General features: G+C 63.0%; 12 protein-coding genes. 8 read left to right on the top strand and 4 right to left on the bottom strand.

The window, feature by feature from the left end; genetic code table 11:
• The first annotated feature begins 328 nt into the window (after positions 1–328).
• Both ACYP33_RS09835 and ACYP33_RS09830 read left to right on the top strand, forming a co-directional pair.
• The gene (locus ACYP33_RS09835; RefSeq protein WP_459621314.1) at positions 329–1,462 is read left to right on the top strand and encodes an amidase; all 1,134 of its coding nucleotides are present in this window, start codon (positions 329–331) and stop codon (positions 1,460–1,462) included.
• Positions 1,463–1,635: 173 nt separating this feature from the next.
• Complete coding sequence (locus tag ACYP33_RS09830; RefSeq protein ID WP_459621316.1) at positions 1,636–2,277, top strand: DsbA family oxidoreductase; 642 nt, start codon at positions 1,636–1,638, stop codon at positions 2,275–2,277.
• Positions 2,278–2,338: 61 nt separating this feature from the next.
• On the opposite strand, the gene ACYP33_RS09825 is transcribed toward ACYP33_RS09830, so the two are convergent.
• Positions 2,339–3,472 (bottom strand): phenylacetaldoxime dehydratase family protein, encoded by a 1,134-nt coding sequence (locus tag ACYP33_RS09825; RefSeq protein ID WP_459621313.1) that lies wholly within the window; start codon positions 3,470–3,472, stop codon positions 2,339–2,341.
• A gap of 204 nt (positions 3,473–3,676) precedes the next feature.
• Positions 3,677–4,771 (bottom strand): porin, encoded by a 1,095-nt coding sequence (locus tag ACYP33_RS09820; RefSeq protein WP_459621311.1) that lies wholly within the window; start codon positions 4,769–4,771, stop codon positions 3,677–3,679.
• A gap of 366 nt (positions 4,772–5,137) precedes the next feature.
• On the opposite strand from ACYP33_RS09820, the gene ACYP33_RS09815 reads away from it, so the two are divergent.
• Entirely contained in the window at positions 5,138–6,022 is an 885-nt protein-coding gene (locus ACYP33_RS09815) for a LysR substrate-binding domain-containing protein (RefSeq protein ID WP_459621309.1), read from the top strand.
• 19 nt (positions 6,023–6,041) lie between these two features.
• Here the strand turns inward: ACYP33_RS09815 and ACYP33_RS09810 are convergent, their stop codons facing one another.
• The gene (locus ACYP33_RS09810; RefSeq protein WP_459621307.1) at positions 6,042–6,998 is read right to left on the bottom strand and encodes a LysR substrate-binding domain-containing protein; all 957 of its coding nucleotides are present in this window, start codon (positions 6,996–6,998) and stop codon (positions 6,042–6,044) included.
• Positions 6,999–7,261: 263 nt separating this feature from the next.
• On the opposite strand from ACYP33_RS09810, the gene cfa reads away from it, so the two are divergent.
• The 5 genes from cfa (at position 7,262) to ACYP33_RS09785 (ending at position 12,370) form a co-directional block, all read left to right on the top strand.
• Complete coding sequence (gene cfa, locus ACYP33_RS09805; RefSeq protein ID WP_459621305.1) at positions 7,262–8,437, top strand: cyclopropane fatty acyl phospholipid synthase; 1,176 nt, start codon at positions 7,262–7,264, stop codon at positions 8,435–8,437.
• 336 nt (positions 8,438–8,773) lie between these two features.
• Positions 8,774–9,088: a DUF485 domain-containing protein gene (locus ACYP33_RS09800; protein ID WP_459621303.1), complete on the top strand. Its 315-nt coding sequence runs from the start codon at positions 8,774–8,776 to the stop codon at positions 9,086–9,088.
• Complete coding sequence (actP, locus tag ACYP33_RS09795; protein ID WP_459621301.1) at positions 9,085–10,758, top strand: cation/acetate symporter ActP; 1,674 nt, start codon at positions 9,085–9,087, stop codon at positions 10,756–10,758. Before ACYP33_RS09800 ends, actP begins: the two co-directional genes overlap by 4 nt.
• A gap of 43 nt (positions 10,759–10,801) precedes the next feature.
• Positions 10,802–11,356, top strand: a complete 555-nt coding sequence (locus ACYP33_RS09790) for a cytochrome b (RefSeq protein WP_459621299.1) — start codon at positions 10,802–10,804, stop codon at positions 11,354–11,356.
• A gap of 3 nt (positions 11,357–11,359) precedes the next feature.
• A complete protein-coding gene (locus ACYP33_RS09785) occupies positions 11,360–12,370 on the top strand; it encodes an NAD(P)H-dependent flavin oxidoreductase (RefSeq protein ID WP_459621297.1) in 1,011 nt (336 codons plus the stop codon).
• Positions 12,371–12,425: 55 nt separating this feature from the next.
• On the opposite strand, the gene ACYP33_RS09780 is transcribed toward ACYP33_RS09785, so the two are convergent.
• A complete protein-coding gene (locus ACYP33_RS09780; protein ID WP_459621295.1) occupies positions 12,426–13,142 on the bottom strand; it encodes an MOSC domain-containing protein in 717 nt (238 codons plus the stop codon).
• Positions 13,143–13,374: the final 232 nt, after the last annotated feature.

Here is a 13,374-nt window from a genome sequence, read left to right as displayed (position 1 = left end):
CGCGCGATTGCGTCGGCGCAATCGCGAGCGGCGCGCATCGCCATGATTTGAAAACCTATTTTTTGTACCATTCCGGCGAACGAATGCGCCATGCATCCAGCGTTCGCACGCGCGTGTCGTTCAACACCGCCGGACAAAAACCTCGTTTGAAAACATCGGATTGAAAATAACGCCAGAGAAAAATCGGATCGGCGTTTCCGATCGCGGCGTTTCCGTGTAGAAAGGTGGCCGGCCCGATCGGCAGCGAGCGTTCACGCGCGACGCCCTTTTTACGTTTTGACCTTGCCGGGCACGGCGCGCCGTTGCCCGCATCACCACGAGACAAGCCATGACGATTTTCACGCGGAAACTGTCGTTGGGCGGCCCGAGCGCCGGTAGCCCGACCATCGCGATCAAGGACACGATCGATATTGCGGGCTACCCGACTGTTTGCGGCAGTCGTGCGCTGGCGGACCGTGAGCCGGCGCAGCGCCACGCCGAAGCCGTGCAGCGCGTGCTCGACGCCGGCTGGCAGATCATCGGCAAGACCAATACGCATGAGCTGGCCTATGGCATGACGGGCATCAACGATTTCACCGGTACGCCGACCAACCCGCAGGATCCGGCCCGCGTGCCGGGCGGCTCGTCGAGCGGCTCGGCTGCCGCCGTGGGGTTCAAGCTCGTCGATGCGGCGCTCGGCACCGACACGGGCGGCTCGGTTCGCGGGCCTGCCGCGTGCTGCGGGGTGATCGGTCTCAAGCCGACGTTCGGGCGCGTGTCGCGCCTCGGCGTCGCCCCCACCGAATCCACGCTCGATTGCGTCGGGCCGCTGGCCCGCGACGTCGAAACGCTGGTGCGGGTCATGCACGCCATCGCCCCCGATTTCGATGCGGCCACTGCACGACTCGGCGCTGCCACGGCGCACATCGGCATCGCAACGGTGACCGCCCGACCGGAAATCGCCGCGGCGGTGACGCGGGCGGTGCAGGCGAGCGGCAACCCGGCAATGTCCGTCACGCTGGACGGGCTCAGCCAGGCGTTCGACGCCGGCCTGGTGGTGATCAATGCCGAGAACGCGCGCGCGTTCGGCCATCTGCTGGGCCGAGGGCAACTCGGTGCGGACGTCGAGGCGCGCCTGCAGGCGGCCACCGCGACCACGCCGGACATGCTCGCGGCAGCCAACCGGGTTCGGGCAAGTTTCATCGATGCGGTGGACCACGCGTTGAGCCTGGTCGACGTCATCGTCATGCCGACCCTGCCCGATTTCCCCATCACCATCGCAGCAGCGCGACGCGGCGCGTCGGTGATCGCGATGTCGTCGCTGATTCGCCCCTTCAACCTGAGTGGCCATCCGGCGCTGTCGCTGCCGATCGCGGTGGACACGTTCCCGATTCGGGCCGGCCTGCAAATCATCGGCCGGCGCGGCGACGACGAGCGCGTATGCGCGGTGGCGGCGCATCTCGTGGCGGCGCTGGCGAACTGAACGGAACACGCGCCGTATGTCGTCCTCATTTTTCGAGGAGACGAACCTCGGTTTTGGTGGATTCAAGGCCGGGTGGAGATCCGGCACACTCGACGAGCAGCGGCCTGAACGCGATCGAACGCCTCGGCTTCGTATCGCGTCATGGCTCCCCTCCTCTCCTCGTCGCAAATGCAATGCAAAAAACGCTCAAGATCGATTTCGTCTCGGATGTCGCCTGCCCGTGGTGCGCCGTCGGCCTTTCTTCGCTGGAACTCGCGCTCGAGCGCCTGGGTGACGACGTCGATGCCGAACTCGTCATGCATCCGTTCGAACTGAATCCCCAGATGGGGGAAGACGGTGAAGATATCGTCGAACACATCGGCAAGAAATATGGCCGCACGCCGCAACAGGTCGCCCAGGCGCAAATCACGATGCGCCAGAAAGGCGCCGAGGTGGGCTTCACGTTCGGCCCGCGCAAGCGCATCTACAACACCTTCGATGCGCATCGCCTGATTTACTGGGCCAGCCTGCAGGGCAAGCAAGTCGCGCTCAAGAAGGAACTGCTCCAGCGATATCACGGGGAAGGCAAATCGCCGAGCAGCCACAACGTCCTGGTCGAGGCGGTGGTGGCGATCGGCCTCGACGGCACCGAAGCGCGTTTGGTGCTTCAGCGTGGCGACTATGCGGACGAGGTTCGGCAGGAAGAACGGAAATACCAGGCGATGGGCGTTCACTCGGTGCCGTCGATCATTCTCAACGACCAGTACATCCTGACTGGCGCGCAGCCGGTCGAGGCGTTCGAGAACGCGATTCGCCAGATTCTGCAATCTGCCTGAAGTCCGATTGGTGCGCATCATTCGAGCGGCACGATCATCGCTCGAATGGTGCGCAACGCGCTTACTTGATACGCGTGGCGTCGCACCAGGACAGCAGCCCGGTATCGGGATGGCAGTTGAAGTACTCGAACCGGTGGCCGCCCTCGGGCAACACGTACGATTCGTGCCACGAACGATACTGCTGGTTCGTGCCGTATTTCTTGTAGGTAGCAACAGCGCCACGGAAAATCGCCGCGTGTGTCACATGCCCTTCGGACCACGCTTCGAGGTGTTTCAGCGAGATGAAATAGCCGTGCGCATGTTCATCGGGCAGCTCGTTGCCGTCAGCATCGGTCATGCGTTCCCACAGCATCGACGCACAGCCGCTTTCGAGTGGATTGCCCTGCAGGTAGTACATGCCGCGCGTGACCGGGCCGCGCATCGCCACTTCGTAGTTCTCGATTTGCTCTTCATCCATCAAGCCCCAGCACACTCCGCCGCGAATCACCGACAGGTTGTGCGGCACCTGCACCGACCAGTGTTCGCCAAAGCCGCGACGCCCTTCCTGCAACGCCAGTTCCTCTTTGCCCGGAATCGGTTCGAGCAGATCGTGAGCGGCGGCCTGGATCCGGTCGCGCATCGATCCGAAGTAGCTGTTGTATGGGGTGGGATAGACGTTCACGTCAGGGCTGGCCGACAAGCTCACGGGATAGTCGAGCCAATAGACGCTCTCCTGACGATCGCGCGGCACATACATGATTTCCCGCCAGGTGCCGTGCTTGCCCTGCAATCGATCCGGCGATGTCCACCATGCCTCGACGGCCGGGTCCGCCGCCCACGCCTCGAAGCGCTCTCGCGACACCCAGTAGGCGCAGATCGCGTGCGTGTGGGTGCCGAAGATCTGATGCGAGCGCCCGTGCTGCACGCACGACGGGCCGAACGGATGATCGTACAGATGTGCCTTCGCCCAGTCGTGCAGCGCATGGTCGTTCAGATCGTGAACGCTGCTGGCCTGCGCGCCGAACATCGCAAGGTGGAATCCGTCTTCGTCGACGGGCACCTGAATGGAATAACGCTTGACCGGCGGCGTGAAGCCGGCCGGCTTGCGCAACGGCGTGATGCGCTCCTCCGGTCCGATCGCTTCCGCCGGGGTTTCCTCCAGCACGTTGGCGACGGCTTCACCGGGGTTCCAGCTATTTCTCGTGCTTCGCAACATCTGATGTCTCCTGATTCCATTGAAGCGATAACGAATGGTTGATCCGATTTTCTGAAAATTATCTTAATATCGAAACAATTTTTGCGTCATCGGAATCCGCCGGTGCAGTTCGGATTGCACCTCAAGCCGATGATTCGGCTGGATATTTTTTGTACCATTGAACAGTACGACTGCGACCCATCGCGTGCGTGGCTGCCGGGCCTACTAGAAATTGTGTCGAATGCCGAGATCGGCTCCAACGGTCGTGCCTTCCGCGCCGAACAACACATTGCTGATGGAAAGCCCGGTATCCATCGTTCCGTGGTTGTTGACGACGGCCATCTGGCAATACAGCGTGGTTTTCGTCGACAGGAAATATTCCACGCCCGCAGCGGCGAGCAAGGAATGATTGTTCGACTCGTGATGCTGCAATTGATACCAGACACCGGCGTTCAGATCGAGAGTCGGCGTCGCGCGAAAATCCAGCCCGCCGCCATACACATCGTTCGATCGATTGCCCGCTCGATAATTGACGAACGAGGCCTTCGCGGTCACGGTTCCGAACCGGTACGCGGCGCCCAATTGGCGGCCCGCCACCGAAACAGGGAGTTGCGACGGCACCGGCGTCATCAGCGCGCTGCCGGTGCTCGCATTGGCACTGAGCATCGAAGCGGATACCAGCAGTGGGCCGTTATCGTATTTGAGGCTGGCCGCATATTGCCGGCCGTTTTGAAAATCGCCGGCCACACCACCGAGCGAGAGCAGCACGCTGCCCTGAAAGCCCGCGATATTCGGGCTCGTGTAAGACACGGCATTGGGCGTGAAAAACCCGGTCACCACGATGTTGTCGATGTATATCGGCAGGCTGCTGCCGAACTCCGAAAAACCGCGCGGGTCGAGTTCATAAACCGCCAGCATGAACGGTGACAGTTGCAGCCCCGCCTTGATCTCGCCAAAGCGGCCGGTCAGGCCCACATAGGCCTGACGCCCGAAGAAATTCCCGTTCGAATCGTTGAAGCCGCCCGTTCCGACATTGATGCCGCTTTCCAGGCGGAACTCGGCAGCAAGGCCACCGCCGAGTGGTTCGATGCCTTTGATACCGAATTGGGAAGGCGACACGCCGCTGTCGGTAAACGACACCTGCTTGCCGTCGTTCCGGCCGGTGACCGCATCGCGTGTCTTGCTCGCAAAGAAAAGTCCGCCATCGACAATGCCGTACAGCGTCACGCTGGCCTGCGCATGTGCCAAAGCCGAAGCAGCCGATCCGACAACGATCGCTAGATATTTCGCACTCCGATATAAGTTTCTCGTAAACCGCATGTGTTCTCCTCCATCCGGAATGGATTCATCTTTATTGAATAGTTAAATCGCCTCATGACGAAGCGAAAGCAGGCTCGCCGGTCGAAGCAGCGCAGATGCTAATAAACCCGGATAAATTCGTCACACGAGACAAAAAAAACCTGCCTGATCCGGTATAACGTCCTGTTTTTCAATGCGCTTTTTTGTATGGTGAATCCGAACGAATCGCCTCCATCGGCAACGTATTCGCGCAACCGGGAGCGCCACGCCGGTTCATTCCGTGATTGGTACGATCCGCCGCCCAGCATCGCAATTCATCATTGTGTTTGTTAAATTGTTCTCGAAATGAGATAATTCAGCCCGATTGCCTCTCGACCCGATCTGCCGATGGACCTACTCGATCTCGAATTTTTCAGCGTCGTCGCGAAGGAACGCAGCGTGACGCGCGCAGCACAACTCCTGAACCGTGTTCAGTCGAACGTCACGACGCGCGTCAAGCAACTGGAGGATGAACTTCAGGTTCAGCTGTTTTCGCGAGACGGCCGGCGCATGACGTTGACGTCAGATGGCCAGCGGTTTCTCGACTACGCGGAGCGCATGCTGACGCTGGCTGAGGAAGCGCGCCAGGCCATGCACTCGCGTGCGCCGGCCGGGCGTTTGCGGATCGGCGCGATGGAGAGCACGGCGGCGTCGCGGCTGCCGGCCATTCTCGGCGCCTATCAAAGCCTGTGGCCGGCCGTGAGCCTCGAAGTGTCGACCGGCACCACCCGGGCGCTGCTCGACGACGTGCGCGCCAGCCGGCTCGACTGTGCCTATGTGGCCGAAACCGCAGAGCGCGCCGACAGCGAGTTCGCGTCGGGACATCCCGGCCTGTCGGCGGTACCCGCATTTCGGGAAACGCTGATGTTGGTCGCGCCGAGCCGGCTAAACATCAGCCGTTTCGCGGAGCACGCCGACCGCTACCCGCTCGCCGCATTCTCGGCAGGCTGCACCTATCGCCGGGTCGCCGAACAATGGCTCGAAGCCCAGGCGACGGAGGCGGAACGCCTGCGCCCACGAATCATCGAGTATTCGTCGTATCACGCGATCTTCGCGGCCGTCGCGGCCGGAACGGCGGTCGCCGTGCTGCCCCAATCGGTGCTGGCGATCGTTTCGCCGTCGGCCACGGTGCAAACCACGCCGATCGGCGACATCGATACCTACCTGGTGGCGCGCGCTTCGTATCGAAGCACGGCGTACGACGAACTGGTACGCCTGTTGCCCACGTCGTGACGGCGTGGCCGGTGGCCGCTCAGGCCGTTGGCAAGTCGGCAGCGAATACTCCGGCCACGATCTCGTGCCGCTCGGCCGTGACGCTCGCCAGCGCGTCGTCCGTGCCGCCGAATGCCGCATGCACGAGATTCAGGAATTCGGCCAGCGCCGGCATCACGAATTCGTCGTTCCTGCGAATGAACACGGTCTTCACGAGCGCCAGCTCCGGGGGCATCGCATGGCACCGGATCTCGCCCGACGACGCATGCTGTTCGGCCACGGCGCGCGGCAGCAGCGTCACGCCCATGCCCGCCGCGACGCACGACAGGATGCCGTCGAGCGTGCCGAGTTCCATCACCTGATGCGGCACCAGGCCGGCCTGGTAGAACCAGTGTTCGAGCGTCGAGCGATAGAAGCAGCCGGTGCGGAAAACCAGCACGGTTTGCGTCGACATCGATTGCGTGACGGCCGCCAGCGAGCCGTATTCACGGTTGCTGACCAGCACGAGTTCTTCCTGAAACACCTCTTCCTGCACGAGATGCGTGTTGTCATGGAACCCGCCGACGAACGCGCCGTCGATTCGATGCGCCTCGACGGCCTTGATCAGTTCTACCGTCGTTCCGGTCAGTAAGGACAACTGCACGTCGGGATAGCGGTTTCGATACCGCGTCAGCACCCGGGGCAAACGGATCGCAGCGGTGGTTTCCATAGAGCCGAGGCGCAGGCGCCCGGTGGGCGCGGACACGCTCGACAGCGCTACCCGGCTCTCCTCGACGAGATGCAGGACGCGGCGCGCATAGCCGAGAAACGTTTCGCCCGCCGACGTCAGCACCACGCCGCTCTTGTAGCGAATGAACAGTTGCTGTCCCAACTCCGATTCGAGTTCCCTGACGCGCATCGTGATGTTCGACTGCACCGTGCAGACCCGTTCGGCCGCAGCCGTGAAGCTGCCGCAATCCGCGATCGCGCAAAAGAACTTCAGGTGACGTAGCTCCATGAGTGATACCTCATCATCTCTATCAGTGATCGAAGCGATCCTGAATATCACCTTAGAGCATCGCTCCCGCCGCATGTACTGCCGTAAACACCGAGAATGCGTCGGGCCGGCCATCGGCCTTCCCGCGACCTGAACCAATCCATCGTTGCCACCAGGGTCAAAGCTTGCGCAGCCGCAGGCACATCGATAACATCTCAATTTGAGAATATTAAATTTATATTGTTCTTAAATAGAGATTTCATTCGACAACCCGGATCTCCCGCATGCAACCCGACACCTCTTTCCGTGACGCCATCCAGACCGAAACAGACGAAGCACCCGCCGCGCTCAGGCAACTGCTCGCGCATGCGGACATTGCGATCGACGGCACGCGCCCCTGGGATATCAAGGTTCGCGATCGCGACGTGTATCGGCGCGTGCTGACGAGCTGGTCGCTCGGCCTGGGCGAATCGTATATGGATGGGCTCTGGGATTGCGATCGCCTCGATGAGCTGTTCACGAAGCTCTTGTCGATGAACGTCGACGAGGCCGCGACGGGCTTCGCCAGGTTTCGGCTCGCGATCGAACACCTGCGCCACCGCTTCTTCAATCTTCAGGCATCCGAACGTGCGTTCCAGGTGGGCGAGCAGCACTACGACGCCGGCAACGACGTGTTCGAAGCCATGCTGGACAGCCGCATGATCTACTCGTGCGGTTACTGGGCGAATGCGAAGGATCTGGAACAGGCTCAGTTCGACAAGCTGGCGATGATCTGCGAGAAGCTCGAACTCCGCCCCGGCGAGAAGCTGCTCGATATCGGCTGCGGCTGGGGCGGCCTCGCCAAGTTCGCGGCCGAGCGCTATGGCGTCGAAGTGACCGGCGTGACAGTCTCGAAGGAACAGCTCGCGCTCGCGCAACAGCGTTGCGAGGGCCTGCCCGTGAGATTTCTGCTGCAGGATTATCGGGAGTTGATCGGCCATTTCGACAAGATCGTTTCGGTCGGGATGTTCGAACACGTCGGGCCGAAGAATTACGATACGTATTTCGAAACAGTGCATCGACTGCTTGCTCCGGACGGCATCTTCCTGCTGCACTCGATTGGCATCGCCAAGACCAGCGCCGGCACCGACCCCTGGATCGACCGCTACATCTTTCCGAACGGCAAGCTCCCGTCGATCCGCGAGATCGCCGACGCCGTCGAGCCGTGGTTCGTCGTCGAGGATTGGCACAACTTCGGCAACGATTACGACCGCACGCTGATGGCGTGGTGGGAACGCTTCGAGCACGCGTGGCCGACGCTTCAGGACCGGTACGACCGGCGCTTCTATCTGATGTGGAAATACTATCTGCTCTGCTGCGCCGGGTTCTTCCGCTCGCGGCAGGGGCAGCTGTGGCAGGTGATCCTCACGCACGGCGAACGGCGCGGCACGTACCGCTCGATGCGCCCCACCATCGCCTGACCACGATCTTCTGACCGACCCCGCTCGCTGCGGGGCCGCCTGTTCGAATCGCATCGCCCTCACGCGCTGTCCGCCCCTCCGTTCCCGGAGAGGCGACAGCGCGTTTTCACATCGCCCGCCACTCTCGCCAGCCACGATTCGCGCGCAGCATCGCGTGATCGACGCCGCGCAACTTCACACTTCACTCGCAGCGATGGCAAGCATCACCAATCATCATTTGAAGTGACCTGACGCTCCCCCTATCGTCTAAACAACAAGACACCGAATCGTTCCTGGCACCAAGGTGGCGGCACGAACAACACATCGGTCAACAAGAGCAACAGACGGAGACACCCCATGGAGAAGGTCGCTTCACGCACCGCCGTATCGCGTTCACCCACATTCGTCAGGTTGGTCAGCCGGAGACGAAAGATCGTGACTTGGCTGACGGCATCGACGCTGGTTCCCTACTACCTGTTCGTGCTCGTCGCGGCCTACCGGCCGGCCGCGCTCGCGACGCGAATCCATGGCGGCAGCGCGATCACCGTGGGCTGGATCGCCGGTGGCCTGCTGATCGTCGGAACCTGGTTGCTGACGGGCCTGTACGTGCGCTACGCCAACGGAGAATTCGACACGCTGTCGCAGCAGCTCGATACGGGGGCGTCGTCATGAGCCGCCTCGCCAGATTCGGCTTGCCGGCCGGGCTGCTCGCCACGGCGCTTCCGGCGTTCTCCGCCACACTGGCCGCGCCTGTGGAAAAAGCGCAATCGGTCAATCCGGTGGTGGTGGTCATGTTTCTCGCCTTCGTCGCGGCCACGCTCGGCATCACGTACTGGGCCGCCGCCAGGACTCGCTCGATGACCGATTTCTACACGGCGGGCGGGCGGATCACCGGCTTTCAGAACGGCCTCGCCCTGGCCGGCGACTACATGTCCGCCGCCGCGCTGCTGGGGCTGACCAGCATGATCTTCTTCAACGGCTACGACGGCATGATCTACGCCGTCAGCTTCTTCATCGCATGGCCGCTGCTGCTGTTCCTGTTCGCCGAGCGAATCCGCAACCTCGGGCAGGTCACGCTGGCCGACATCGCCTCGTTCCGGCTGGCGCACACGCCCATCCGCACCCTGCTCGCGTTCGGCTCGCTGACGGTCGTCTGTTTTTATTTGGTCGTGCAGATGGTGGGCGCCGGCCAGTTGATCGAGCTGCTGTTCGGGCTGCCCTATCACTACGCGGTCATCCTGGTGGGTTTGCTGATGGCCGTGTACGTGACGTTCGGCGGCATGGTCGCCACCACCTGGGTGCAGATCATCAAGGCCGTGTTGATGCTGTTCGGCGGCACGCTGCTCGCCATTCTGGCGCTCGGCCAATTCGGCTTCTCGTTCGACGGCTTGCTCGACAAGGCCACGGCCGTACATGCGAACGCCGCCAGCATCGCCATGCCGAGCAAGCTGGCGAAAGACCCGATCGCGATGCTGTCGCTGTCGGTGGGTCTGGTGTTCGGCACGGCCGGTCTGCCACACATTCTGATGCGCTTCTTCACGGTGCCCGACGCCAAGGAGGCGCGCAAATCGGTGTTCGTCGCGACGGGATTCATCGGTTTTTTCTTTCTCGTGATCGTGGTGCTCGGCTTGGCGTCGATCGTGATCGTCGGCCAGAACCCGATGTTCTATGAAGGCGGCCGGCTCGGCGGCAAGCTGATCGGCGGCAACAACATGCCGGTCATGTATCTGGCCAAGGCGCTCGGCGGCGACCTGTTCCTCGGCTTTCTGTCGGCCATCGCGTTCGCGACGATCCTGGCCGTGGTGTCGGGCCTGACGATGGCCGGCACATCGGCGATATCGCACGACCTCTACGTCAAGGTGCTGAAGAAGAACCGGGCCGACCCGGCCGCCGAAAAGCGCGTCTCGCGCTGCGCCTCGACCTTCATCGGCCTGATCGCGGTGGTGCTCGGGATTCTGTTCAAAGGCCAGAACATCGCGTTCCTGGTGGCGCTGACGTTCGGCATCGCCGCGTCGGTCAATTTCCCGATCCTCGCGCTGTCGATGTACTGGAAGGGGCTGACAACGCGCGGCGCGCTGATCGGCGGCCTCGCCGGGCTGATCAGTTCGGTCGGGCTAGTGGTGCTTTCGCCGGCCGTGTGGGTCGCGATACTGGGCCACCCCCGGGCGATCTTTCCTTACGACTATCCCGCGATCGTTTCGACCAGCATCGCGGTACTGGGTTGCTGGCTCGGCTCGGTCACGGATCGCAGCCATCGCGCCGCGCGCGACCGGGCCGGTTTCGATGCGCAGTTCTTCCGCGCCCAGACCGGTATCGGATCGTCGCAGACCGTCAGCCATTGAGGTCGCTGCGCATCGATCACCGAAACACCTGAAGGAGATGACCATGCAACTGAGAGACAACGGCCTCGGCTTTTCCCCGATCACGATCGTGCTGCACTGGCTGATCGCCGCGCTGCTGCTCGCGATCATCGTGCTCGCCGCCCTGCTTGCAGCCGGCGCGGACCCGGTGCAACACGCGGCGCTGCTGCGCACACGAAACGCGCTGGGCCTGGCGCTGTTCGTGGTGTCGATCTATCGGTTCTGGCAACGCATCACGTCGTGGCATCCGCTGCCGGTCGGCACCCCGAACCCGATCGAGGTAATCGTGAGCCGCTCGGTGGCGGCAGCGCTGGCCCTGGCGATGGTGCTGCTGCCGTTCGCCGCGTGGCTCGCCAACGCCACCGCCGGCGAGGCCACGCCATTGCCGGGCGGCATCGACATTCCGGCGTTGTTCGACGCCAACCGCACCGCGCACGCGGTGGTCGCCTTCCTGTTCAACGCCGGTTCGATCGCGTTTCTCGCGGGGCTCGCCTTGCATATGTTCGGCGCCCTGAAGAACCATTTCATCCTCAGAAACGAGGCACTCAAGCGCATGCTTGGCAAACGTGTGGAGCTCTAGACCATGAGCACGTACAAATCGCATTTTCCCGGGAATCGCGTCACGCAACTGTGCGGGATCGACTACCCCGTTTTCCTCGGCGGCATGGCCGCGATCTCGGGGCCGAAGCTGGTGGCCGCCGTGGCCAACGCGGGCGGCATGGGCACGATCGGCGGGCTGCGGTTGCCGCCCAGGACGCTGCGCAAATGGATTCAGGAAACGCGCGAGCTGACCGATCGGCCATTCGGCGTCAACCTGGTGCCGTCGTTCGGCGGCCCGGACGTGTTCGAGGCCCAGTTCCGGGTGATCCTCCAGGAACGCCCGCGCATGCTGTCGCTGTTCTATGCCGAGGCCCATTCGGACATGATCGCGCGCGCCAAGGACGCGGGGCTGGTGGTCATGGTGCAGACCGGCTCGGTCGAACTGGCGCGCCGGGCGCTGAACAGCGGCGCCGACATCATCGTGGCGCAGGGCAGCGAAAGCGGCGGGCACCTGAATCGCGGCACGATCGGCGTCCTGCCGCTGCTCGCGTCGCTGATCGATATCGCGCAGGGGCGGCCGGTGCTGGCCGCCGGCGGGATCGTCAACCGGCACGATGTACGGACGATGATCCGCCTGGGCGCGGCGGGCGTGCTGGTGGGCACCGCGTTCGTCGCCACCGAGGAATCGAACGCCCACCCGCTCTACCGGCAAAAGATCGTCGACGCCACCGTGGACGACACCGAATACCGCACCGGCTATTCGTTCGGATGGAAATACGGCACGCCGCATCGGGTGATTCCCAATCGCGACAAGTGGAACCTGCTGCGCCTGATCGGCGGCGGCGCACGCGCCATCGACAAGCCGAAGATGGCGCAGAAGCTGTCCTTGTATGCGGGCCAGGGCGTGGGCAAGATCGACCGCGTCATGCCGGCGGCCGAACGCATGGCGGAGCTGGTGGCGGGGCTTTCGCCGGCCGAGCTGGAACTGAACTGGGACGTGCGCCGCTACGCGCGCATGCAGCCGGTGGCGTTGGCCGATCATCAGGCTGCCTGAGGAATGGGCCGACGCTGCGCTTGTCGTTGCGTCGGCCTGTCGTCCAAGCGATACCTCAACCCCCATGCGAGCGAAGCCACTCCGCGCGATGCGTCAAGCGCTGCACCCACTCCGGCGCCAACCCGTCGGCGGCCGCCAATGCCGACACGGCATCAATGCGCGGCCGGTGCGCCATCTGGATTTCCCAGAAGCGCTCGATCGAAAACGCCGGGTCGGGCCGCTCGATCAGGTCCATCCCATCGCCCACCGCGAGCTTGCCGGGGCGCAGCACGCGGTAATACCAGCCCGTGATGCCCGTTCGCGCGATGAAGGCCGTCACCCCGCTGGCGCCCAGGCGATGATCGATCTTCCAGCAGGGCCGGCGCGGTTGCGACACCTGCAGGATCGCCGTGCCCGCCTGGTAGACATCCCCGATGCAGACGCTCGCTTCGGTCAGCCCCGGCGCGCAAATGTTCTCGCCCACGCTGCCGGCCAGCAGCAACGGCTCGCAATCGCGAAACTGCCGCCCGAGCACCGAGTAGTTTTCGAACGCGTATTGGTGAACCGCCTTCTCCGGGCCGCCATGCACGCGCCGGTCGGCTTGCTGGTCGCCGCGAATACCGGACAGATCCACGTCTGCATCGGCGATCCTCGTTTTGTAAATGCCCGTGAGATGCCCTTCCGGCCCCAGTTCGGTGATGCCACCGGCAAACAGATGTTCGATTGTCGGCATCGCGCCCGTCCTGACGATTTGAACCTGAACACTGTGCCGCCGATGGCGCGCAACGTCCATTGATCATTGACGATCATATGCATCACTGAACGTGATGGGGAACGCCGCGCGCGCGAAAAACGCACGTAGCAACATCAGCGTCTCGCTTCGAATACAAGCGCGGCGAAAAAATTTCGCACCGCCTGTAACTCGCGGCGCGGAGGCAGCGAATTGATGAGCGTACCCAATGTGGGTGCGCCCACTTCAAATCCGGAGAACCTCATGTCCACGAATACCAAGATCACGTCCGCCC

The sequence above is a fragment of the Burkholderia sp. 3C genome, assembly GCF_054589155.1.
Note: the sequence above shows the minus strand (reverse complement) of the source record. Positions and strands in the feature narration are given on the sequence as shown.

Bases quoted from the DNA above. Each gene is read 5' to 3' on its own strand.
- ACYP33_RS09835 (WP_459621314.1), top strand. From the start codon at position 329: ATGACGATTTTCACGCGGAAACTGTCGTTGGGCGGCCCGAGCGCCGGT.
- ACYP33_RS09830 (WP_459621316.1), top strand. From the start codon at position 1,636: ATGCAAAAAACGCTCAAGATCGATTTCGTCTCGGATGTCGCCTGCCCG.
- ACYP33_RS09825 (WP_459621313.1), bottom strand. From the start codon at position 3,472: ATGTTGCGAAGCACGAGAAATAGCTGGAACCCCGGTGAAGCCGTCGCC.
- ACYP33_RS09820 (WP_459621311.1), bottom strand. From the start codon at position 4,771: ATGCGGTTTACGAGAAACTTATATCGGAGTGCGAAATATCTAGCGATC.
- ACYP33_RS09815 (WP_459621309.1), top strand. From the start codon at position 5,138: ATGGACCTACTCGATCTCGAATTTTTCAGCGTCGTCGCGAAGGAACGC.
- ACYP33_RS09810 (WP_459621307.1), bottom strand. From the start codon at position 6,998: ATGGAGCTACGTCACCTGAAGTTCTTTTGCGCGATCGCGGATTGCGGC.
- cfa (WP_459621305.1), top strand. From the start codon at position 7,262: ATGCAACCCGACACCTCTTTCCGTGACGCCATCCAGACCGAAACAGAC.
- ACYP33_RS09800 (WP_459621303.1), top strand. From the start codon at position 8,774: ATGGAGAAGGTCGCTTCACGCACCGCCGTATCGCGTTCACCCACATTC.
- actP (WP_459621301.1), top strand. From the start codon at position 9,085: ATGAGCCGCCTCGCCAGATTCGGCTTGCCGGCCGGGCTGCTCGCCACG.
- ACYP33_RS09790 (WP_459621299.1), top strand. From the start codon at position 10,802: ATGCAACTGAGAGACAACGGCCTCGGCTTTTCCCCGATCACGATCGTG.
- ACYP33_RS09785 (WP_459621297.1), top strand. From the start codon at position 11,360: ATGAGCACGTACAAATCGCATTTTCCCGGGAATCGCGTCACGCAACTG.
- ACYP33_RS09780 (WP_459621295.1), bottom strand. From the start codon at position 13,142: ATGGACGTTGCGCGCCATCGGCGGCACAGTGTTCAGGTTCAAATCGTC.